We start from the raw sequence: 22,330 nt of genomic DNA on the forward strand, positions 1-22,330 counted from the left end.
GGGAGGCAAGATATGTCACGCGAAGCGACTGCGGCCTTGCTGGCCCGCATGGGCGACCGCCTGCATTTGACCGATGGCGGCCTTGAGACTGCGATGATCTTTCTCGAAGGGATGGAGCTACCGCAGTTCGCCTCTTTCACCCTGCTGGCCAACCCCGAGGGCGCGGCAGCGATGCGCCGCTATTTCACCGGCTTTCTGGATCAGGCGGCGATGCTGAATATGGGCTTTGTGCTGGATACCGCCACTTGGCGCGCCAGTGAGGGTTGGGGAGAGGTGATGGGCCTGTCGCCGATGGATATTGACCGCATCAACCGGGAAGCGGTGATCTTTGCCCAGGCGCTGCGCGACGCCCATGGCGATGGGGCGGCGATCCTGAATGGCGTGATCGGCCCGCATGGCGATGCCTATCACCCCGACAGCGTTCTTGGCCCGGATGAGGCGTTTGATTATCACCACCGGCAGGTCGGCGTTCTGGCCGATGCGGGCGTGGATATGGTCAGCGCCATGACAATCTCTTCGACCGGAGAGGCGATCGGTATTGCCGAGGCGGCGCAAGATGTGGGCGTGCCGGTGGCTTTGTCGTTCACTGTGGAAACCGATGGGCGGCTGATCGGCGGGCAGACGCTGGAAGAGGCAATCGGTGTCACCGATGCCGCGACCGGGGGCTATCCGGTCTGGTATGGCATCAACTGCGCCCATCCCGACCATTTCGCGGCCCATCTGCGCGGCGACTGGATCAGACGGGTCGGGGTGATCCGCGCCAATGCCTCACGCCAAAGCCATGCCGAACTGGACGAGGCAGCGGATCTGGATGACGGCAACCCCGAAGAGCTGGCGGTGGCTTACGCCGATCTGCGCCGCAAGCTGCCGGGTCTGCGTGTGCTGGGCGGATGTTGCGGCACCGACCTGCGTCATGTGGCGGCCATCGGCCATAAATGCCAGTAATCCGGGGGTTTCAGCTTGCGTTCCTGATCGGGCCAGAGTAAGGGGCACGCACTTCACAGGCAGGTGCGGGCTTTTGCGGGGAGAAATCCCGTAGGGTCCACCGGTTGGGGGAAACCCTGAGATCACCTGCCAAGGTTCAAACCGGAAAGGATACGAGCATGGCTCTTCCCGAGTTCTCCATGCGTCAGCTCTTGGAAGCTGGCGTTCACTACGGCCACCAGACCGCACGCTGGAACCCCCGCATGGGCGAGTATATCTATGGCGACCGCAATGGTATCCATATTCTCGACCTGACCCAGACCGTCCCGATGCTGGACGCCGCCTTGAAGGTCGTGCGTGACACCGTCGCCAAGGGCGGCCGCATCCTGTTCGTCGGCACCAAGCGTCAGGCGCAAAAGCCCGTCGCCGAAGCCGCTGAAAAATGCGCACAGTATTACATGAACCACCGTTGGCTGGGCGGCACGCTGACCAACTGGAAAACCATCTCGAACTCGATCCTGCGTCTGAAGCAGATCGACGAACAGCTGGCTTCGGGCGCCGAAGGCCTGACCAAGAAAGAGCGTCTTGGCATGGAACGCGACCAGGCAAAGCTGCAAGCTTCGCTGGGCGGCATCCGTGAAATGGGCGGCACCCCGGACCTCTTGTTCATCATCGACGTTGGCAAGGAAGACCTGGCCATCCTGGAAGCGCAAAAGCTGGGCATCCCGGTTGTGGCCGTGGTTGACACCAACTGCTCGCCCAAGGGTGTGGATTATGTGATCCCCGGCAACGACGACGCCGCCCGCGCCATCGCGCTGTATTGCGACCTCGTGGCCCGCGCCGCTCTGGATGGCATGTCGGCCCAGATGGGCGCTGCCGGCGTTGACCTGGGTGCCTTGGAAGCTGCACCCGAAGAAGAAGCCGTCGAGGCCTAAGGCCCGTCACGGGGCTGTCACCCGGCGGGGATATTCCGCCGGGCAACATCCGATTTCAGGAGTCTCACATGACCACAGTCACCGCAGCGATGGTGAAAGAACTGCGCGAATCGACCGGCGCAGGGATGATGGACGCCAAAAAGGCGCTGACCGAAAACAACGGCGACATGGACGCCGCTGTTGACTGGCTGCGCACCAAGGGCTTGGCCAAAGCCGCCAAGAAGGCCGACCGCGTTGCGGCCGAAGGTCTGGTGGGCGTTGCCGTATCGAACGGCAAGGGCGTTGCCGTCGAGATCAACTCGGAAACCGACTTTGTCGCCAAGAACGCCGATTTTCAGGCTTTGGTGCGCGAAGTTGCTAAGGTTGCGCTGGAAACCGGCGATGAGGTTGAGGTTGTCAAAGCCTCTGACCTGAACGGCAAAACGGTTGAGACCGTGATTCAGGAAGCCGTTGCCCGCATCGGCGAAAACCTGAACTTCCGCCGTCTGCACGTTCTGGAAGGCGACACCGTGGTGTCCTACGTCCACAACGCCGCGACCGAAGGCATGGGCAAGATCGGCGTGCTGGTTGCGCTGAAAGGCCCGGCTGACAAGGCCGCCGCCATCGGCAAACAGTTCGCGATGCACATCGCGGCCACCTCGCCGCTGTCGCTGTCGGAAGCCACCCTTGATCCGGTTCTGGTCGAGCGTGAGCTGGCCGTGCAGACCGCCAAGGCGCTGGAAGAAAACGCCGCCTCGGCCAAGCCGAAGCCCGATGCTGTGATCCATAACAACATCATTCCGGGCCGGATGAAGCGTTTCCTGTCGGAAAACACGCTGCTGGGCCAAGCCTTCGTGATCAACCCCGACCTGACCGTGGAAGCTGCGGCCAAGGACGCGGGCGTTGAAATCACCGGCTATGCCCGCGTCGCCGTTGGCGAAGGCATCGAGAAGAAGACCGAAGACTTTGCCGCCGAAGTGGCCAAGGCGCTTCAGGGCTGATCTACCGCAATTGCGGGGCAGGGGGCCGGTGCGCAAGCACCGGCCCATTTGCTTTGGCGCCGTGCTTTGCGTTGATTGGCCGGCATCAGGCCGAGTAGGCCGCCCGCCATAAAAAAACGGTGCGGACCTGGGGGACCGCACCGTCTGCCAGGCCCTTGGGGATGAGGGTGCCCGGCAATTTCCGACATCTCTGGCCATAATGGGCCAAGACGACCGACAGGGAGAGATCGCGGGAAGCGACCCAGACAACCGACGCACCACCATGAAAATACATGACCGATGCGCCCGCTTGTTCCTGGCCGAAGCCATCACTCACGGAACGAAGATCACTCTTCCACCGCGGGATGAAATCTGGAAGTGGGGGATTCCCTACCTTAGCGTGTCGTAACCATGACAGCACCCGGCAGCTCGGGTTGTTCGTTGAAGATCAGGTTCATCATCGCGGCCTTGGCCACAGCCTGCGCGGTGGTGTCCACGCTCAACGCCTCTCGCGCCAGTCGCAGGTGCTTTTCCACCATGGCAGGCGAAATCTGCATCAACAAAGCCACATCCTGCGTGGTCTTGCCGTCCGCCACCCATTCCAGCGCCTCGCGTTGGCGTTGGGTCAGGGCACGGCGCGCTGTGGGAAAGGGCAGGCTGGTCAGCCGCAGGTGCATCATATGGGACAGCGAGAGAATCTCTCCCTGACTTTCGGCAAAGATGCGGTCCACGGCTGGCGGGTCCAGCCCCGGATCGGCGATCAGACCCAGCCCACCCTTGGCGCGGGTCGAGTTTTCGGGAAAGCTGACCGTAACCCCGGCCACGATTCCCATGGCAAGGTTCTGGCGCACGGTATCGGCTTCTTCCGCAGTCAGCTTGCCCGCCAGAAACGCCTCGCGAACCCAAGACCAGGTGCAGGCACCGACGTTGTTCAGAGACCAGCGGAAGGCAGGCGTTTTCGAGAAGAACCCGTTGCGGAAATAGAACTGGGCATAGCTGGTGTCGCAACTGGTCAGAAACAGCGCGTCATCCGGGTCACCAACCGAGCGCGGCCCGCGATACAGGGTGAAGCCATAGTTGACCCGCGAAAACCCCAAGCCAGCAAAATGCGGAACCGCGAGGCTCCACACATCATGCACAGTGCGCGCCTCGGCGATGCGCGTCAGAAGTGACAGAATACCTGTCAACTTTGCCTCATACTTTCCATGACAACATCTGCGGATGCGTAATTGCTGCGCAGGTTGTCCTCATCCCATGGCAAGTCTATTCCTTGTCGTATCGGTCTGTCGAGGCCGTTCAACAGGGTGGCGGAAATGACGGAACGGGTTGACGTCGCGATTATTGGCGGCGCGGTGATGGGGGCCTCTTGCGCGTGGTGGCTGACGCGGATGCAGCCGGGCTTGAAGGTTGTGGTGATCGAGCGCGATCCGACCTATGCCCATTCGGCCACCGCCCTGTCGGTGGCATCGGTCCGTCAGCAGTTCAGCCACGCGACGAATGTTGAAATCTCTCGGTTCGGAGTTGATTTTATTCGGAATTTCTCAGACAGGCTGGGGCCGGACGGTGGTATTCCCTCGCTTGGACTAAAGGAAAACGGCTATTTGTTCCTGTCCCGCACGGCAGAAGGGGCGGCTTTGCTGGCCGATCTGGCGGCGATGCAGCGTGATCATGGCGCTGCGACCGAGGTCTGGAGCGCCGATCAAGTCAAGGCGCGCTATCCCTGGATGGAGGTTGGTGACGTGACCGCAGGCAGCTTTGGCCCGCGCGATGAGGGCTGGTTTGACAACATGGGCCTGTTGGCCGGGTTCCGCAACGCCGCCCGCGCCCAAGGGGTGCGGTTCATCAAGGATGAGGCGGTCGGGCTTGATATGGCGGGCGGCAAGGTCACGGCGGTGCGGCTGGCCACGGGCGAAAAGGTTGAGTGCGGTGTGGTGGTGAATGCCGCCGGAACCCGTGGCGCGACAGTGGCAGCTTGGGCCGGCCTATCGCTGCCGGTCGAGCCGCGCAAGCGCACCGTCTTTGTGATCGATGCCCCGAACGCGCGTCACCCGGATGCGCCCTTGCTGATCGACACCGGCTATTACATGCGGCCCGAACATGGCCAATGGATCATCGCCACCGTGCCAGAGGGTGATGGCCCCTGTGATCCCAATGACTTCGAGCCCGATCTTCATCTGTTTGAAGATGTGATCTGGGAGCAGGTCTATAACCGCGCACCGGGCTTTGATGCGGTCAAGGTGGTGCGCCATTGGGTGGGGCAATACGATTACAACACGCTGGACCAGAACGCGGTGCTGGGCCCGCACCCGGATGTGCCCAACTTTTTCTTCATGAACGGCTTTTCCGGCCATGGCTTGCAACAATCGCCCGCCATTGGCCGGGGCACCGCCGAACATATCCTTACCGGAGCTTGGCAAAGCCTTGATCTGTCAGAGCTGTCAATTGAGCGGGTGATTGCCGGGCGGCCATTTCTGGAACTGGCCATCGTGTGACAGGCTCAGGCCCGGTCAGGGCCTGAACTCATCGTGGTGATCAAAAATCCATTTCGCACCAAGGTCTTCCACCGCAGTCTTGCGGTAACCGCCCGTGAACAGCGCAAAGGGAATTTGCGCGTTCCGGGCGGTATCAGCATCCACCTCGCTGTCACCGACGAAAATCGCATCACCGCCGCCCGAATCGCGGATGGCCTGATGCAAGGGCAGGGGGTCTGGCTTGCGCCGGGGCAGGGTGTCGCCGCCAATGACCACCGAAAAGAAATCCGTCAGCCCGAAATGTGCCAGAACGGCGCGGGTCGGGGCTTGGGGTTTGTTGGTGCAGATGGCCAGCCGGTGGCGCCCGGACAGATCGTGCAGCATCGACATCACGCCCGGATAGAGCGATGTCAGATCAAAGCGTTGCTGATAGATGCTTTCGAAATGTTCAACCATGCGGTGATGCTGTTCGCCAGTGCCGGGCAGACCAAGCTGGACCAGAATCCGGCTGACCAAGGTTGGCAGGCCATTGCCGACGAAAGAGGTGATCAGCTCATACGAAAGCTCTGGCAAACCTTCCTGTGCCAGTACATCGCGGGCAACACCATGGATTTCTGGTGCGGAATGGATCAGCGTGCCGTCAAGGTCGAAAACCAGAACCGGATCAGCCATTTGCTGCCTGCGCAGCGGCGCGGATCGACCTGATATTATTACCGTAAGGTGCTGGATTATCGACAGAACCTCCCTTGAACACGGCGGAGCCTGCCACCAGCACATCCGCACCGGCAGCCGCAACCAAAGGCGCCGTTTCGGGCGTGACACCGCCGTCGATCTCGATATGGATCGGACGGTCGCCGATCATCGCGCGCAAGGCACGCACCTTGTCCAACTGGCTGTGAATAAACTTCTGGCCGCCAAAGCCAGGGTTCACCGTCATCACACAGATCAGGTCCACCATATCCAGCAGATAAGGAACAGCCTCCAACCCAGTACCGGGGTTCAGCGCAAGGCCAGACTTTTTCCCATAGCTGCGAATGGCTTGCATCGTGCGGTGAATATGCGGACCAGCCTCGAGATGTGCGGTGATCACGTCTGCACCAGCCTTGGCATAAGCCTCGATATAGGCATCAACCGGCGCAATCATCAGATGCACATCCATGGTGCCCTTGATATGCGGCCGGATCGCGGCACAGGTCGCCGGACCAAAGGTCAGGTTCGGCACGAAATGACCGTCCATCACATCGACATGAACCCAGTCAGCGCCTTGCGCCTCGATCGCGCGACACTCGGCGCCGAAATTGGCGAAGTCGGCGGACAGGATAGATGGAGCGATCTTGATAGAACGGTCGAACATGGCGAGTCCTCGTTTTTTGCGGTTTCTAACGCTTTTGTTCGGTTTGGGCCAGTGTTGGTTGGTATTTATATTACATAATAGTGATTATGCGAATACTATAGGCTAAGACAATCAACTCTGCTATTAGGACGAATTAAGGGGGATTGGCGCACCCAGCACGATTCGAACGTGCGACCTTTGCCTTCGGAGGGCAACGCTCTATCCAGCTGAGCTATGGGTGCCTATCGCTCCCTATAAGCGGTCATCCTCATCGCCGCAACCCCGAAGCACATTGATCAAGGCACCACTGCAACAAATCACGGACGCGTGAAAAACCCCTTCGTCGAAAGACTGCGATTGTCTAAAACATGATTCTTGTTGCGTTCCGTTCAATGCTGGATTTTGTCATGCCCCAGTCTATTCGCCCCATGGTTGTCGTTCTTGCTGTTCTGTCGCTAGGTGCCTGCAAAGGTGGTGGCTCTGCCGGTGGAACGGATCTGCCGCCGCTGACACCCGGTGGGTCTGGCACGCTGGGGTCATACTATGTGCTGGACTTCTCGCCTTGGGAAAGCATCGCATCGGGTGTGCGCAGTTCGGCACGCTATGTGCTGCAACAATCGACCTGGCACTTTTCCAGCGCCCCCAGCGTGGAATATACCAGCAACCCTCTCGCGGCCGCGCGGATCGATTATGCCCATGCGGTGGGCCTGACCGGCAAGGGGCAGACCATCGCGGTCTCGGATGGCGGTTTCAACACCCGGCATGAGGTGTTTTCAGGCAAGTCTGTAACGATCACTGGCCAGATTTCGCCGGATGATCACGGCACGATGGTGGCTTCTGTCGCGGCGGGAAACTCTGCCAAAATGACCGGCGTGGCTCCGGGGGCAGACCTAATTGTCGGGGCGTTTGATACGACCTCCCTGCTCGCCCAAACTGGTACGCGAGCGTTGCAGATGGGCGCTGTCGCCTGGAACAACTCTTGGGGCTACACCAATACGCCGGTCAACCAGACCAGCCTGTCCAACTTTTTCACCAGCCAGGCCGATCTGGCCTATCTTGCGTCCTTGCGGGCCTATGCGGCGCAAGGCGTGGTGGTTTTTGCCCTGTCAAACGACGAGACGGATACCAATTCTGACCTGATGGCCGCATTGCCGATGTTCGATGGCAGTCTGCAAGACGGCTGGCTGGCGGTGGGAAATGCGGTTCCGACCTTTGACAGCACACAAATTTTGTCGGCGACCCGTCTTTCGGCAGGCTGTTTGGAAGCGGCCGAATGGTGTCTGGTTGCGGATGGCGCCTGGACGGGCGCGCAGGCGACAAGCAACACCGCCTATGATTTTGCCACCGGCAGCTCGTTTGCAGCACCGCAAGTCTCTGGTGCGCTTGCTCTTTTGGCCGAGGCGTTTCCATCGCTTACGCCCCATCAACTGCGTATCCGGCTACTTGCTGCGGCAGATAATGGCTTCTTTGCCGCTGACGGCTCTACCGAACTGGCTCCAGGGTTTTTCCACGATTACAGCACCGAATACGGCCATGGGTTCCTGAATGTGAAGGCGGCGCTGATGCCGATCGGCGTGGCACAGCTTTCGGTGGACGGGCAGGCGATCCCCCTGCCCCAGGCAACTGTATTCAGTGGCAGCGGCGTTGGCGATGCGGTTGCCGCCAGTCTGGCAAGCCAGACCATGACAGTGGTTGACAGTCTGGCCGGTGACTTTTCTGTTCCTGCCAAGGTCTTGTCGGTTTCCGCCGCTCCGGTTGCGCTGTCGGCGCGGCTTGCCGAAAATGGTCGGCAGGCGGTCAGCGGCAATAGCGCCGTTGCTGACGCCGGGGTTGAGGGCTTTGCCACCTTCCGCGGCACCGAAGTGGCGATGGAGGCGGCAGACAGCCCGATCTCGGTCCGCGTGTTGTTGCCTGCGGGGGGCGATGGCAGCCTGGGCCTTGCCGTGACCCGGCACTTTGGCGACGGGACCAGCGGGCTTGACCTGGGGCTGAAGCTGACGCGCGATGGCGGCGAGGTGTTCGGCCTTGGCGACGGCGCGCATGGCAGTGGCACGGCAGCAGCCTCGATCACGCTGGGTCTGCGCGGGGCGCTTGGGCAGGACGGCTTTGTCCGAGTCGGTGCAGAGTTTGGCCTTGCTGCCGCAAGTGGCAGCGGTGCGCTGACCGATGTCGGACAGGTTGCGTTCAACAGCCTTGGCGTTGATCTGGGCCAAAGCAACCTGTTCTCGCAGGGCGACCGCCTGACGATTGGCATTGACACCCCCGTCACCGTGACCGCCGGTCATGGCACGACCCACCTGCCCCTGCGCAGCGTTGACGGCATCACCCGGATGTCGGCGCTGGATGTGGGTCTGGCCCCCGACAGCCGCGAGATGGACCTGAAGCTCAGCTATCAGGTACCCTTGAACGAGCGTACGAACCTGCGGCTGGATCTGGTGCGCGCCACGAACTATGGCAACCGCGCTGGGGTGACCGAGGCAGCCGGGGCACTGTCGGTGAGGATCGCGTTTTAAGCGGCTGTTCTGTCAGAAAAAAAGTTCCCGACAGAACTCCAGCGCCGAAATCAGGGCATCCACCTCTTCGGTGGTGTTATATAGTCCGAATGACGCGCGACAGGTGGCATTCACCCCGAAATGCGACATCAGAGGCATCGCGCAATGGGTTCCGGCCCGAACCGCGATACCACGCTTATCCAGCACCGTCGAAATATCATGGGCATGGGCCGGACCTTCCAGCGTGAAGGAAAAGATTGCCCCCTTCCCCGGTGCATTTCCCTGCACATTCAACCAGTTGAGACCGGAAAGGCGGCTGTGGGCATAGTCGCCGATTGCGCGTTCATGTGCGGCGATATTGGCCATGCCAAGGCCCATCAGATAGTTCAGCGCCACGCCCAGCCCGATCTGCTGCACGATGCCGGGGGTGCCTGCCTCGAACTTCATCGGCGGGTCGGCATAGATCACGGTGTCTTTCGACACCTCGCGGATCATGTCACCTCCGCCGATGAAGGGGCGCATTTCAGCCATGCGCTCTTTGCGTATATAAATGGCACCAGAACCACTTGGGCCGTAAAGTTTATGTCCGGTGATGGCATAGAAATCGCATCCCAGCGCCTGCACATCAACCGGCATATGCACCGCACCCTGACTGCCATCGACGCAAACCGGAACGCCCCGATCCCGTGCCGCGCGACAGATCGCGGCAACATCCACCACTGTTCCGGTGACGTTCGACATCTGGGTAATCGCCACCAGCCGCGTTTTTGGCCCGATGGCGTCAATCACCGCCTGCGGGTCCAGCGCGCCAGTCTGATCGCACTCGACCCATTTCAGTACCACACCCTGCCGTTCGCGCAGAAAATGCCAGGGCACGATATTGGCGTGATGCTCCATCACCGACAGCACAATCTCATCCCCCGGCTGCAAGCGCGGCGCGGCCCAGGCGTAAGACACCAGGTTCAGCCCCTCGGTTGAACCAGAGGTAAACACGATCTCTTCCGCATCACCCGCATTCAGAAACCGGGCGATAGTGCCGCGCACCGCCTCATACTTTTCGGTCGCAAGGTTGGAAAGATAGTGCAAGCCACGGTGAACATTGGCATATTCCATCGAATAGGCCTGCGTGATCGCGTCAATTACCACCTGCGGTTTTTGCGCACTGGCACCGTTGTCCAGATAGATCAGCGGCTTGCCGTTGACCTGCCGCGACAGGATCGGGAAATCGGCACGCACTTTTGCAACATCATACATTGGCAAGCCCCCCGGCACCCACCAGCGCCGCCAGAATGAAGACGACCACAACGCCCAAGGCAGCAGCGGTCAGGATGATTCCCAAAAGCACCTTCCAAAGCGTTGGAAAGCCATGCAATTCTGCGATAAAGCTGGCCATCAGCCAGAAGAACAAGATCAAGGCCAGCGGGCTGGTCGCCTCTGCCAAGGGTGGCAGGGCCAGCAACAGCAGCACCTGCGCCACCTGAACCAGAACCAGCACCCACTCGACCCAAGCCATCAGCGCGCAAGCCTGCGCAAGATTGCCGGTGCCACCGAAGAAACGGCCGACAGCCCAAGCCAGCCAAGCCGCCGCCGCCTGCACCAACACCTGTATTCCTGCCAGCAGAAACGGTCGGTCGAACACGTCGGCCATGGCAGAAGCGTTGTCTTCAGCCGTTCCCAGCAGCGCCCAGGTCGTCGCTGAAAGCAGCGCACCCAGAATGGCGGTCAGCAGCAACGCCGTCGCCGCACTGTTAAGCGGTAGGTTCATCGCCATGATCCGCCGCGCCATCATACGCGGCTGCCTGATGGTATCCCAAGCAGAAAGTGCCATATCATTCATCATGTTGCACCTTCCTCCTCACGTAGCATGGCAAGCCATAGGACAAGGAAAGCCACGGCGACCAGCGCCCCCACCAGCTCTGCCTGCGCCCCCGGCCCCAAAAGGCCAGAGGTCAACCCCTGCAACAGCATCGCCGGGCTGACGGCAGCCAGCGCCCAGAAAAGCGCGACGCGCGTGCCATACCAGTTACCCTGCCCGCCCAAGGCCCGCGCAATCAGCCGCGACAGCGCCGCCAGCCCATACCACGCCGGAATCGTCGCCATCAGCCCCAGCCCCGCCGCCAGCAAGCGCTGTGTCAGCGGCACCTCTGGGTGCAAATAACTGGCCCGTGCCGCCTGTGGCCATTGCGCGACAAAGGCGACCAGCAAAAAGACGAACAGAAAGGTAAAGGCAAAGGCCTCTGACCGCGGGCGCGCCAAATGGCGGCGAACCACCAACCGTGGGTGGCGCCAGCTTTCGACGATATCGGGAACCAGCGCCATCAGCTTTCGTGGCGGTGAAGCCATCCCTCCAGCCGGCCGCGAATATCGTCGGCGATCGCCTCATCCTCGATCTCGGCAATTGCCTCGGCCAGAAAGGCCAACACCAACAGCGACTGCGCCTGTTTCAACGGCACCCCACGCGACCGCAGATAGTAAAGCGCCGTCTCGTCAATCGCACCAGAGGTGGACCCGTGGCTGCATTTCACGTCATCGGCATAGATTTCCAGCTCTGGCTTGGCCAGAAACTGGCTGTCGTCATCCAGCAGCAGACTTTGGGAAATCTGATACCCATCCGTCTTTTGCGCGCCGGGCTTCACCAGGATCTTGCCCTGAAACACCCCGACCGCACCGTTCTTGAGTACCTTCTTGAAGACCTGACGGCTTTCACACCGCTCTGCCGCATGGGTCACGAACACCGTATCATCGTGGTGGAAACTCCGGTCCCCCATCGCGGCGCCGGCAACATGGGCCTTGGCATCATCGCCAACCAGCTCCAGCACGCAATCATTGCGAGTCATCCGACCGTTCGCGGTCAGCGTAAAGGATTTGAACAGCGCTTCTGCGCCCAGACGGGCAAAGATATGGGTCGCAGCCAGTCGCTCATGGTCACGCCCCTGCGCCCGGATGTGGTGGAAACGGGCACCGTCGCCCACCTCAACCTCCAGCACCTTGAGGAAGCGCGCCGCCGCCGGGCCGTTTTCCAGCAAGGTAAGCTCCGCCCCCGCCTCAAGCTTGATGCAATGATGCAGGATGGCATCGGAAGCATCTGATTTATGTCGATAAATCAGTGATACTGGCTTTGCCACCTTGCCCGTGACGCGGATCAGGATACCGTCGGTCGCAAAGGCAGAATTCAACGCCGCCAAAGGGCGCGGAACCGGGTTTTGCCCCCGCGTTTCCAGCACGCCATAAAGGCCCTGCGCCCAATGGATGTCGGCAGAGCCGGCCAGAGCCAGCCGCTCAATCTCGATCCCGGCCAACGCCGGGTTATCCGAGGCAGCGGCATCAAAGACACCATCGGTGAACACCAGCTTGAGCCGGTCAATCGCGTCAAACACCGGCGGCTCGTCACTGTCATCAAAGACAGCGGCGCAAGCGCCGGGAGCGGTCAGCAAGGTGGGGTCAGTATAGCGCCAGTATTCATCGCGCTTTGTCGGCAAACCCATCGCGGTCAGCCGCGCCAGCGCTTCGGAACGGGCCGCACCCAGCCAACCGCCCTGCGGCAGGTCAAGCCCGGCGATCCGCGCCGCCAGCGCGTCTTGCTTTGCTTGCGGCAGCGCCATTACTGCACCTCTGCCAGAAGGTCGGCGTAACCGTTGTTCTCAACCTCCAGCGCCAGTTCGGGACCGCCGGTCTTGATGATGCGGCCTGCGGCCATGATATGCACCACGTCAGGTTTGATATGGTCCAGAAGCCGTTGATAATGCGTGATAACAAGGAAAGACCGTTTGCCGTCGCGCAGGGCGTTCACCCCATCCGACACCAGCTTCATCGCATCGACATCAAGGCCCGAATCCGTCTCGTCCAGGATGCACATTTTCGGTTCAAGCACGGCCATTTGCAGGATCTCGTTGCGCTTTTTCTCACCGCCCGAGAAGCCCACGTTGACCGGGCGTTTCAGCATGTCGGCATCGATTTTCAGCGTTTTGGCCTTTTCACGCACCAGCTTCAGGAAATCGCCCGCAGACAGCTCTTCCTCGCCACGCGCCTTGCGCTGCGCGTTCAGCGCGGTCCGCAGGAAGGTCATGTTGCCGACGCCCGGAATTTCCACCGGATACTGGAAGGCCAGAAACAGCCCCGCCGCCGCACGCTCTTCCGGCTCCATCTCCAGCAGTTCCGCCCCCTCAAGGCTGGCGGACCCATCCGTCACTTCGTAACCGTCGCGGCCCGACAAAACATAGGACAGCGTGGATTTGCCAGACCCGTTCGGCCCCATGATGGCATGCACCTCGCCCGGCCCGATATTCAGGTTGACCCCTTTCAGGATAACCTTGTCTTCTTCTTCAAGTTTGACGTGCAGGTTATTGATATTCAGCATCATTTCCTCATGTATCCTGTGCCGTGGGCAAGCTTAGCCGACCGAGCCTTCAAGGCTGATCGCAACCAGGCTTTGCGCCTCCATGGCGAATTCCATTGGCAGGGCTTGCAGCACCTCACGGCAGAAACCGTTCACCACCAGCGCCACCGCCTCTTCCTCATCCATCCCGCGCGACCGGCAGTAGAACAGTTGATCGTCGTCCACCTTGCTGGTCGTCGCCTCATGCTCCACCCGGGAAGAGTTGTTCTTGACCTCGATGTAAGGCACCGTATGCGCGCCGCATTTATCACCGATCAGCAGGCTGTCGCATTGGGTATAGTTGCGGCTGTCGGTGGCTTTCGGGTGCATCGACACCAGCCCGCGATAGGTGTTCTGCGCCCGGCCTGCCGATATGCCCTTGGAAACAATGCGAGATTTCGTGCGCTTGCCCAAATGGATCATTTTGGTGCCAGTGTCGGCCTGCTGGGCGTTGTTGGCGATTGCGATGGAATAGAACTCGCCCTGACTGTCATTGCCGCGCAAAATGCAGGACGGATATTTCCAGGTGATCGCCGAGCCGGTTTCCACCTGCGTCCACATTACCTTGGCCCGGTCACCCCGGCAATCGGCGCGCTTGGTGACAAAGTTGTAGATGCCGCCCTTGCCGTTTTCGTCGCCCGGATACCAGTTCTGCACCGTGGAATATTTCACCTCGGCATCTTCCAGAATAACGATTTCCACCACGGCAGCGTGCAACTGATTGGTGTCACGCTTCGGCGCGGTGCAGCCCTCCAGATAGGACACATAGGCGCCCTTGTCGGCGATGATCAGGGTGCGTTCAAACTGCCCGGTGTTCTCAGCATTGATGCGGAAATAGGTCGAAAGCTCCATCGGGCATTTGGTGCCCGGCGGGATATAGACAAAGGAACCATCTGAAAACACGGCAGAATTCAGCGTGGCAAAGAAGTTGTCCGATTGCGGCACGACCGAACCCAGATATTTCTGCACCAGTTCCGGATGTTCGCGCACGGCCTCGGAGATCGAGCAGAAGATCACCCCCGCCTTGGCCAGTTCGGCCTTGAAGGTGGTGCCCACCGAAACGCTGTCAAACACCGCATCCACCGCCACGCGGCGCTCGCCTTCGGGGGCTTCAACGCCGGCCAGAAGTGCTTGTTCTTTCAGCGGAATCCCCAGCTTGGCATAGGTCGCCAGCAGCTTGGGGTCCACCTCGTCCAGCGACTTGGGTTTCACGTCCATGCTTTTGGGTTTGGCATAGTAATACTGGTCCTGATAGTCGATCTCAGGATAGTTCAGCATCGCCCAACGCGGCTCTTCCATCTTCAGCCAGCGCTCATAGGCGGCCAGACGCCAATCCAGCATCCATTGCGGCTCGCCGTTCTTTTCCGAAATCAGCCGAACGATGTCTTCCGACAGGCCCTTGGGGGCATATTCGGTCTCAATCTCGGTTTCCCAGCCGTATTTGTATTTGCCGGCCATGGCGTTGACGGTTTCAATCGTCTCACGGTCCACGCCTTCGCGGACTTCAAGCTCGGCGCTTTGCGCATCAAGGGCAGCCATGGCTTTTCCTTCCTTTTCGCGGGCTTGCGCCCGTAACTTCATGCCGCGCGCGAACGGATGCGGCGGTATTCACGGCCCCACGCTTCGGCAAAGCGCAGCACCTCATCCCTGGTCGTCTCTGGTCCGATAGAGATGCGGATGGCCTGCGCCGCCCGATCATCCTCAAACCCCATCGCCTTCAGCACCCGACTTGCCCGAACCTTGCCCGAGGAACAGGCAGACCCGGCCGAGATGGCAAAGCCCGCAAGGTCCATCGCCATGACCTGGGTTTCGCCTTTCCAGCCAGGCGCGATCAGGCACAGGGTATTGGGCAGGCGCGACGCCGATTTTCCGACTGAAATAGTCTCAAATTCTGCCGCCGACAATGCCGAGTCTAGAATATTTCTAATCTCGGCAACCTGCTCCCAGACCCCATTGGCAAGATCGCGCACGGCGGCTTGGGCGGCAGCCGCAAAGCCCGCTATGCCGATGATATTCTCGGTGCCCGCGCGGCGGCCCATTTCCTGCCCGCCACCTTTAAGCTGCGACGCAACCTCAAGTCCGCGGCGCACCACCAAAGCGCCAATTCCCTTGGGCCCACCCAGCTTATGCGCCGAAACCAGCCCCATCTCACAGCCCAGCCAGTTGAACGCCAACGGCAGCTTGCCAAAGCCTTGCGTCAGATCGCTGACGGCAATCCCCGCCGGCAGGTCCTGCACCACACCGGTTTCGGAATTGGCCAGTTGCAGCGCCGTCTGCGCCGGATCGGCCACCGCTACCCGGCCCGCCTGATCCACCGGCAAGCTGCCATCACACCAGGCGGCAACCGAATCGTGTTCCACATCCGCACTGGCAAGACCGCGACCGGCGCAAGCCAGCGCCGCCGCCTCGGTTGCGCCAGAGGTAAAGACCACATCCGCGCCCTCGGCCCCAATGGCCGCCGCGATCTGGCCGCGCGCCCGTTCGATCAGCGCCTTGGCCGCCCGCCCCTCGGCATGCACCGAGGATGGGTTGCCCACCAGATCCATCGCCGCAACCATCGCCGCCCGCGCCTCTGGGCGCAGCGGTGTGGTGGCGTTCCAGTCCAGATAGATGCGGCTCACGCTTTATGCCCTTCCTCTTGGCAAAAATACTCTGGGTGCGACCATGTTTGCGCCATTGGTTCAAGCAACCATGGTCGCGGGGGCAACGCCCCGGCGCTGTCCAAAGGCGCGCGGGCCGTCATTCATCCACCACGCGGAAGAGGGCGGGCACCGCCGGGCAGGGCTTCATCTTGTTCGAAATCACCTCGGCCAGCGTGGTCTGGTGCAGAAACACATAGACATGCGCCGAAAGCCCTTCCCACAGCCGGTTGGTCAGGCTTTGCGCCCGACTGCCCGACACGGCACCCGAAGCCCCTGCCCCGGCGTGCATGGCGTCCACGTTCTCTTCAACCGCCTCCATCACATCGGCCACCCGAATATCCTCGGGCTTGCGCGCCAGCCGATAGCCGCCGCCGGGGCCGCGCACCGCCTCGACCAGACCGGCACGGCGCAGTTTGACGAACAACTGCTCCAGATAGGGCAGCGAAATGTCCTGACGGCGTGAAATCTCGGCCAAGGATCGCAGATCATCGCCCTGCGCCAGCGCCAGATCGGCCAGCGCCACCATGGCATACCGCCCTTTGGTCGAGAGTTTCATGCGCAAACCACCCCAAAAACATTGACGCCAAAGGCCCCGGCCATTACCTGAAGTCGGCAAGCCGTCCGGGTTATCCTTGGAACGGTTCTAAGTTCTCTGAGCGATTTTGTCAACAATCGCTCACTCATGCAGGCGGAACGAATGCCAGAAGTTATCTTTGCCGGTCCCGAAGGTCGCCTTGAAGGGCGCTATCACCCCCAGAAGGACCGCGACGCCCCCATCGCCATCGTGCTGCATCCGCACCCGCAATATGGCGGCACGATGAACAACAAGGTCGTCTATAACCTGCATTACGCCTTCTACAATCTGGGCTTTACCGTGCTGCGGTTCAATTTCCGCGGCGTGGGGCGCAGCCAGGGCGAATATGACATGGGCATCGGCGAATTGTCCGATGCGGCAAGCGCGCTGGATTACCTGCAATCGATGAACCAGAATTCCAAGCATTGCTGGGTTGCCGGGTTCAGCTTTGGCGCCTGGGTGGGCATGCAGCTTTTGATGCGCCGCCCCGAAATCACCGGCTTTGTCTCGGTGGCGCCGCCCGCGAACATGTATGATTTCAGCTTTCTTGCGCCCTGCCCGTCTTCCGGCCTGATCATCAATGGCACGGCCGACAAGGTGGCCCCGCCCAAGGATACGCTGTCCCTGGTGAACAAGCTGCATGAGCAGAAGGGCATCACCATCACCCACGAACAGGTCGAAGGTGCGGACCACTTCTTCAAGGATGAAGAGGCCCACATGAAGCCGATGATCGACACGGTTTCCACCTATGTGAAACGCCGTCTAGGCGAGGTTTCGCGCTGATGGGCATTCTGCAGGATCTGGCCGAAAAGCTGGCGCAGGACGTGCTGGACGCCCAGGACGAGCTTGGCGACGAGCGGTTTTATGAAAAGGTGTCCAAGATCCTACTGGACGCCTCGCCCACCACGCAGGAAACCTATATGACCGCCTGCCGCGTCATTCTGGCGGAACGCAAGGCCCGCAAGTTCCTGGAGGCGAACCTGAAGGCCAAGCGCACCGGCGGGGCGGCTCCGCAGGCGCCACGGGATGCGATTGGTCATTGAGCGATCTTGACGCCCAGTTCGCCTTTCTGAACGAGGCGGATCGCCTGAAATCGGTCTTGCGCGCCACGACCCTGTGCGACGGGTCGCGGCGCGAAAACTCGGGCGAACATTCCTGGCATCTGGCGCTTTATGCGCTGGTGCTGGAAGGTCAGGCTGGCCCCGGCGTTGACATTAATCGAGTGATTAAAATGCTGCTGCTCCACGATCTGGTGGAGATTGACGTGGGCGATGTGCCGATCCATTCGGCGAACGGTCAGGCCCATGCCAGCGCCGAAACCCAAGCCGCCGAACAACGCGCCGCCAACCGCATCTTTGGCCTGCTGCCCGAGGGTCAGGCCACAACCTTCCGCGCCCTGTGGGATGAGTTCGAAGCGGCCGAGACGCCGGACGCCCTGTTCGCCAAAAGCCTCGACCGCGTGCAGCCCGTCATGGCCAACCTGCAATCGGGCGGCGGAACCTGGGTGACCTATGATGTGACCTATGACCAGTTGGAAGCGCGCGTTGGGGTGAAGATTGCCAAGGGCGCACCGGGGGTTTGGGAGTGGGTCAAAGGGAAGGCGCGGGTTTGGTTCGGATAAGCGGCGAAAGCCTGCGGCAAATCGGTATACCTTCGCATACCATCTTTCCCGACGCCCCCTTTTCCGCTATGCAACCCCCAGCGAATCCCCAAACCGAAAGGGCATCCTCATGACCAAGATCAAGGTAGCGAACCCCATCGTCGAGATGGACGGCGACGAGATGACCCGGATCATCTGGGACTTCATCAAGAAAAAGCTGATCCTGCCCTATCTGGACGTGGATCTGCTTTACTACGATCTGGGCATTGAAGAGCGGGATCGCACCAACGACCAGATCACAATCGACTCGGCCGAGATGACCAAAAAGGTCGGCGTGGCGGTGAAATGCGCCACCATCACCCCGGACGAACAGCGGGTTGAAGAGTTCGGCCTGAAACAGATGTGGAAATCTCCCAACGGCACCATCCGCAACATTCTGGGTGGCGTGATCTTCCGTGAGCCGATCATCTGCAAGAACGTGCCGCGTCTGGTGCCGGGCTGGACCAAGCCCATCGTCATCGGCCGTCACGCCTTTGGCGACCAGTACCGCGCGACCGATTTCCACTTTCCCGGCAAGGGCAAGCTGACGATGAAGTTTGTCGGCGACGATGGCACCGTGATCGAAAAGGACGTGTTCAACGCCCCGTCGGCGGGCGTGGCCATGGGCATGTATAATCTGGACGATTCGATCATCGATTTTGCCCGGTCGTCGATGAACTATGGCTTGCTCAAGGGCTGGCCGGTGTATCTGTCCACCAAGAACACCATCCTCAAGGCCTATGACGGGCGCTTCAAAGACCTGTTCCAAAAGGTGTTTGACGAAGAATTCGCCGATGCGTTCAAGAAGGCCGGCATCACCTATGAACACCGCCTGATCGACGACATGGTTGCATCGGCGATGAAATGGTCGGGCGGCTATGTCTGGGCCTGCAAGAACTATGACGGCGATGTGCAGTCCGACACCGTGGCGCAGGGCTTCGGTTCGCTGGGCCTGATGACCTCTGTGCTGATGACGCCCGATGGCAAGATTGTCGAGGCCGAGGCCGCCCACGGCACCGTGACCCGCCACTATCGCCAGCACCAGAAGGGCCAGGAAACCTCGACCAACTCTGTTGCGTCGATCTTTGCCTGGACCGGCGGCCTGAAGCACCGCGCCAAACTGGATGGCAACGACCAACTGGCTCGCTTTGCCAATACGCTGGAAAAGGTGTGCGTGCAGACGGTCGAAGACGGCTGGATGACCAAGGATCTGGCGCTACTGGTCGGGCCGGATCAGAAATGGCTGTCCACCATGGGCTATCTGGAAAAGGTGGACGAATATCTGAACAAGGCCCTTCAAGGCTGAATTGAGCACGATGTTAAGGAATGGGCCGGGAAGATTTCCCGGCCCATTTCATTTGCCCTATCGGGTAACAAGGCCATAACGGTCGGCATCAAATTTTCCGCGCACAACATAGCCCTGCACGGTGAAACCACCGCCTTTCAGCGCGACACAGCTCTTGTCCTGAGACTGGATTGAAACCTGGGTGATGGCCATGCCATTGCCCAGCGTGGCGCTATGAACCACGCCAACCTGATTTCCGTCACGATCCACCAGCGGATAGCCATTCAACGCAGTGGTGTTGCCGGCCTTGCTGGCGCAGGGCAACCTTTTTGGCACAACGGGCGGCGTTGCAGAGGTGGTGGATACCGCAACCGCGCCAGGCAAAACGCCCGGAGTCGTTCCGGGAGGCGTTGTGGTTGAGCAGTTGCCGACGCAGGCAGATGCCGCCGTCGAGCCACCGACACCGACGGAAACGTCGGCAATCGTGCCGCCCGAACTGCCAACGGTTGCAGAGGCACCGACGGAATCTCCGACAGACACATCCGCCGAGGCGACGCTGCCGCCGCCGCCGCCGATGGAAGCACCCGCCGAAATACCGCCAATTTCAGCGCCGATCCCCAGACCACCCCCAAGAGGACTGGCAGCAACAGGGGCCGCAAAAATGACAGTCAAAGGCAGAACCGCAGCGATAGTTTGAAAGGTGCGGGTCGTTACGTTGAAATCAAACATACTAACCTCTTTCAAATAGAGGCCGACAAAGCACATGCACCAATTTGGTGCATCCAGGCAGCAAAGCCGACCAGAGCACCCCCACTCAAAAAAAGGATAGTCTCATTCAGAAAAAAATCAAAATCATAGATAGATGTTATTTCGGCAGAGATTGGCGGACCCTTTAATAAGAATCCGCCAAAACCACCAATTTCTTAACTCTTTATTATCACAATAGTGGATCACGCGGCTGCAAGATCAGCCCGTGAGCCCCGATATCGCGCAAAAGATGCGCGTTCAGGTCGCGCAGATCTGGCGGGCGTGCTTTGCGAAACCGACCACGCAGCAGCGCAACTACCGCAGCGGCCAGAACCTTGCCCGCGCCATGCGCCGCAAGAACGGAATCGATCGAAGGAAGCGGGCGCATACCCGCCCGAGTTTCATCATAGGTCATGGAGTTTCCGGGACGTGTTACCACGAAGCCGGCCTTTGGTTTGAGGGGTGGTTCGCCGGTCGCCAGATGGCCCATGCCGAAAAAGGCATATCAGAGGCGGGTCAGGAAACCGGAAGTGTCAGGAAACGGGGCAAAGCCCCACGGCTCAGGTGCGTCGATGCGACACCAAAGTCCAGCCGGTCGCGCGGGTATAATCAGTCATGATACGCCCCCCCTGTTGTTGCGACGGATGTGGGATTGCTAGCGCACAGCGCCGCTTCGTGCCAAGCCGGGCTTGGCGTAAATGTCCGGCTTGCGGCATCCGGGCCACAGGCTTGTCATTGGCAAGGCCCGTGATAGGACTTTGCGCCATGACAATACCTTCGCGCCCCCTGCCCGATGCCGCCACAGTTAGACCGGGGCAAGTCTGGATATGGCTGGCTTGCGGCGGTTTGGGGCTAGCGTGGCTGGGCGCATTGCAGGTGCTGTGGCGCTGTTTGGCCGAGGGCGGGCAGAAATGGCTTCAGGCAGACTGGCTGATCAATCTGGCGGCAGGTCCGGTACGACGTGGGCCGTTTGGTGAGGCGCTGATCCGGCTTGCCGAACTATCTGGCCTGACCCCGCTGGCGGTGGTGGGGTTGGTGCAGGCGGTGCTGGTGTCGGCGCTGTTTCTGGCAACCTTGCGGCTGGTGGCGGTTCAGACCCGGCCAGCGATGGTTCTGGCGGTCTTGTCGCCAGGGTTCTTCGCGGTCTTGTGGAGTGCGGATGCCTTGGCCGGATTGCGCAAGGAGATGATACCACTGCTGGCCTTGGTGCTGCTGGCCCTGCCCCGGGCGGGCCTTGGGCGGCTGGTGGTGTCGGCCGGTCTGCTGGCAGCGGGGGCCTGGGGGCATGAGGTCGGGGTTCTGATGCTTCCGGCCTGGGGGATCGCGTTGCTGCTGTTTCCGCCGGACTGTTCGCGCCGCGCGCAGGGTGCTGTGGCTGCGGTCACTGCCGCCGTGGTGCTATGGGCCGCGATTTATGCGCTGCGCCATGCCGGTGTGGCCGATACAGCCCCGATCTGCGACCGGATCTTGCAGCTTGGCCCGGTGCATCCGGCCTTTTGCGATGGGGCTATCGCCTGGCTTGGGACGAGCGAGAATGGCCCCGGCACCCTGCGCCGCGCTTTGGATGCCAGCCACAACCTTCTTCTTTTACCGGTGGCAATCGGGCTGGCCGTGGCACCACTGGCTCACCTGTGCCGCCTTGCCAAACCAGACCGCCACCTGCTGGCGCTGATCTTGCTGGCCGCAGCGCCGCCCCTGCTGCTGTATCCGCTGGCGATCGACTGGGGGCGCTGGGTGTCGCTTCAGGTTTCGACCCTCGCCATCCTGCTGCTGGGGCTTGGGGCCCGGGGCAGGTTCCGGCCCGAACCCTGCCCCCGGCCCGCCCTTATGGTGCTTTGGTTGTTTCTGGCCGTGGCCGCCGGTTTGCAAGCGATGACCGAGGTGCATCCCGGCGCCCTGCTTTTCCGCCTGCTGCACGGCTTTGCGGTTTAGGGGTGTCGGGGCTTGCCGATGC

At 60.9% G+C, this 22,330-nt stretch carries 23 protein-coding genes and 1 tRNA gene; 10 read left to right on the forward strand and 14 right to left on the reverse strand.

The window, feature by feature from the left end; all coding sequences use genetic code 11:
* Positions 1-12: 12 nt before the first annotated feature.
* From JI744_RS05220 to tsf, 3 genes are all read left to right on the forward strand, one after another.
* Positions 13-945 (forward strand): homocysteine S-methyltransferase family protein, encoded by a 933-nt coding sequence (locus JI744_RS05220; RefSeq protein WP_236019258.1) that lies wholly within the window; start codon positions 13-15, stop codon positions 943-945.
* A 158-nt stretch (positions 946-1,103) separates the two neighbouring features.
* Positions 1,104-1,859 carry a 30S ribosomal protein S2 gene (gene rpsB / locus JI744_RS05225; RefSeq protein ID WP_202658629.1) on the forward strand — a complete coding sequence of 252 codons (756 nt, stop codon included), beginning with the start codon at positions 1,104-1,106 and terminating at the stop codon, positions 1,857-1,859.
* Between the two features lie 68 nt (positions 1,860-1,927).
* Positions 1,928-2,839 carry a translation elongation factor Ts gene (gene tsf, locus JI744_RS05230; RefSeq protein ID WP_202658630.1) on the forward strand — a complete coding sequence of 304 codons (912 nt, stop codon included), beginning with the start codon at positions 1,928-1,930 and terminating at the stop codon, positions 2,837-2,839.
* Between the two features lie 374 nt (positions 2,840-3,213).
* On the opposite strand, the gene JI744_RS05235 is transcribed toward tsf, so the two are convergent.
* The gene (locus tag JI744_RS05235) at positions 3,214-4,005 is read right to left on the reverse strand and encodes a helix-turn-helix transcriptional regulator (RefSeq protein ID WP_202658631.1); all 792 of its coding nucleotides are present in this window, start codon (positions 4,003-4,005) and stop codon (positions 3,214-3,216) included.
* A gap of 126 nt (positions 4,006-4,131) precedes the next feature.
* Here JI744_RS05235 and JI744_RS05240 point away from each other — a divergent pair, with 126 nt between their 5' ends.
* Positions 4,132-5,310 carry an NAD(P)/FAD-dependent oxidoreductase gene (locus tag JI744_RS05240; protein ID WP_202658632.1) on the forward strand — a complete coding sequence of 393 codons (1,179 nt, stop codon included), beginning with the start codon at positions 4,132-4,134 and terminating at the stop codon, positions 5,308-5,310.
* Positions 5,311-5,325: 15 nt separating this feature from the next.
* Here the strand turns inward: JI744_RS05240 and gph are convergent, their stop codons facing one another.
* From gph to JI744_RS05255, 3 genes are all read right to left on the reverse strand, one after another.
* Entirely contained in the window at positions 5,326-5,961 is a 636-nt protein-coding gene (gph, locus tag JI744_RS05245) for a phosphoglycolate phosphatase (protein ID WP_202658633.1), read from the reverse strand.
* The gene (gene rpe, locus JI744_RS05250) at positions 5,954-6,643 is read right to left on the reverse strand and encodes a ribulose-phosphate 3-epimerase (protein ID WP_202658634.1); all 690 of its coding nucleotides are present in this window, start codon (positions 6,641-6,643) and stop codon (positions 5,954-5,956) included. Before rpe ends, gph begins: the two co-directional genes overlap by 8 nt.
* Positions 6,644-6,787: 144 nt before the next feature.
* Positions 6,788-6,864, reverse strand: a tRNA-Arg gene (locus JI744_RS05255).
* 186 nt (positions 6,865-7,050) lie between these two features.
* Between JI744_RS05255 and JI744_RS05260 the strand changes: the two genes are divergently transcribed.
* On the forward strand, positions 7,051-9,135 hold the full coding sequence (locus JI744_RS05260; RefSeq protein ID WP_202658635.1) for a S8 family peptidase: 2,085 nt from the start codon (positions 7,051-7,053) through the stop codon (positions 9,133-9,135).
* Between the two features lie 12 nt (positions 9,136-9,147).
* Here JI744_RS05260 and JI744_RS05265 read toward each other — a convergent pair whose 3' ends face one another.
* The 8 genes from JI744_RS05265 to iscR all read right to left on the reverse strand — a co-directional run bounded on the left by JI744_RS05265 (position 9,148) and on the right by iscR (position 16,687).
* Positions 9,148-10,368: a cysteine desulfurase gene (locus JI744_RS05265; protein WP_202658636.1), complete on the reverse strand. Its 1,221-nt coding sequence runs from the start codon at positions 10,366-10,368 to the stop codon at positions 9,148-9,150.
* Complete coding sequence (locus tag JI744_RS05270; RefSeq protein WP_328756883.1) at positions 10,361-10,954, reverse strand: YIP1 family protein; 594 nt, start codon at positions 10,952-10,954, stop codon at positions 10,361-10,363. The genes JI744_RS05265 and JI744_RS05270 overlap by 8 nt, the downstream gene beginning before the upstream one ends.
* Positions 10,951-11,433, reverse strand: coding sequence for a Yip1 family protein (locus JI744_RS05275; RefSeq protein WP_202658638.1), 483 nt, complete (start codon positions 11,431-11,433; stop codon positions 10,951-10,953). The genes JI744_RS05270 and JI744_RS05275 overlap by 4 nt, the downstream gene beginning before the upstream one ends.
* Positions 11,433-12,716, reverse strand: a complete 1,284-nt coding sequence (gene sufD / locus JI744_RS05280; RefSeq protein WP_202658639.1) for a Fe-S cluster assembly protein SufD — start codon at positions 12,714-12,716, stop codon at positions 11,433-11,435. The genes JI744_RS05275 and sufD overlap by 1 nt, the downstream gene beginning before the upstream one ends.
* Entirely contained in the window at positions 12,716-13,471 is a 756-nt protein-coding gene (gene sufC / locus JI744_RS05285) for a Fe-S cluster assembly ATPase SufC (protein WP_202658640.1), read from the reverse strand. Before sufC ends, sufD begins: the two co-directional genes overlap by 1 nt.
* Before the next feature lie 33 nt (positions 13,472-13,504).
* Positions 13,505-15,028: a Fe-S cluster assembly protein SufB gene (gene sufB, locus JI744_RS05290; protein WP_202658641.1), complete on the reverse strand. Its 1,524-nt coding sequence runs from the start codon at positions 15,026-15,028 to the stop codon at positions 13,505-13,507.
* A 38-nt stretch (positions 15,029-15,066) separates the two neighbouring features.
* The gene (locus JI744_RS05295) at positions 15,067-16,110 is read right to left on the reverse strand and encodes a cysteine desulfurase family protein (protein WP_202658642.1); all 1,044 of its coding nucleotides are present in this window, start codon (positions 16,108-16,110) and stop codon (positions 15,067-15,069) included.
* Between the two features lie 118 nt (positions 16,111-16,228).
* The gene (gene iscR, locus JI744_RS05300) at positions 16,229-16,687 is read right to left on the reverse strand and encodes a Fe-S cluster assembly transcriptional regulator IscR (RefSeq protein ID WP_202658643.1); all 459 of its coding nucleotides are present in this window, start codon (positions 16,685-16,687) and stop codon (positions 16,229-16,231) included.
* A gap of 141 nt (positions 16,688-16,828) precedes the next feature.
* On the opposite strand from iscR, the gene JI744_RS05305 reads away from it, so the two are divergent.
* The 4 genes from JI744_RS05305 to JI744_RS05320 all read left to right on the forward strand — a co-directional run bounded on the left by JI744_RS05305 (position 16,829) and on the right by JI744_RS05320 (position 19,650).
* Positions 16,829-17,488 (forward strand): alpha/beta hydrolase, encoded by a 660-nt coding sequence (locus tag JI744_RS05305; protein ID WP_202658644.1) that lies wholly within the window; start codon positions 16,829-16,831, stop codon positions 17,486-17,488.
* Positions 17,488-17,748, forward strand: coding sequence for a hypothetical protein (locus JI744_RS05310; RefSeq protein WP_202658645.1), 261 nt, complete (start codon positions 17,488-17,490; stop codon positions 17,746-17,748). Before JI744_RS05305 ends, JI744_RS05310 begins: the two co-directional genes overlap by 1 nt.
* Positions 17,745-18,326, forward strand: coding sequence for an HD domain-containing protein (locus tag JI744_RS05315; RefSeq protein WP_202658646.1), 582 nt, complete (start codon positions 17,745-17,747; stop codon positions 18,324-18,326). Before JI744_RS05310 ends, JI744_RS05315 begins: the two co-directional genes overlap by 4 nt.
* Before the next feature lie 109 nt (positions 18,327-18,435).
* The gene (locus JI744_RS05320; RefSeq protein WP_202658647.1) at positions 18,436-19,650 is read left to right on the forward strand and encodes an NADP-dependent isocitrate dehydrogenase; all 1,215 of its coding nucleotides are present in this window, start codon (positions 18,436-18,438) and stop codon (positions 19,648-19,650) included.
* 57 nt (positions 19,651-19,707) lie between these two features.
* Here the strand turns inward: JI744_RS05320 and JI744_RS05325 are convergent, their stop codons facing one another.
* Both JI744_RS05325 and JI744_RS05330 read right to left on the reverse strand, forming a co-directional pair.
* Positions 19,708-20,394, reverse strand: coding sequence for a hypothetical protein (locus tag JI744_RS05325; RefSeq protein WP_202658648.1), 687 nt, complete (start codon positions 20,392-20,394; stop codon positions 19,708-19,710).
* A gap of 172 nt (positions 20,395-20,566) precedes the next feature.
* Positions 20,567-20,791 (reverse strand): hypothetical protein, encoded by a 225-nt coding sequence (locus JI744_RS05330; protein WP_202658649.1) that lies wholly within the window; start codon positions 20,789-20,791, stop codon positions 20,567-20,569.
* A gap of 350 nt (positions 20,792-21,141) precedes the next feature.
* Between JI744_RS05330 and JI744_RS05335 the strand changes: the two genes are divergently transcribed.
* Positions 21,142-22,308 carry a hypothetical protein gene (locus tag JI744_RS05335; protein ID WP_202658650.1) on the forward strand — a complete coding sequence of 389 codons (1,167 nt, stop codon included), beginning with the start codon at positions 21,142-21,144 and terminating at the stop codon, positions 22,306-22,308.
* Positions 22,309-22,330: the final 22 nt, after the last annotated feature.

Origin of the sequence: Fuscibacter oryzae (genome assembly GCF_016765795.1) — a bacterium.
GTDB classification, from domain to species: domain Bacteria; phylum Pseudomonadota; class Alphaproteobacteria; order Rhodobacterales; family Rhodobacteraceae; genus Fuscibacter; species Fuscibacter oryzae.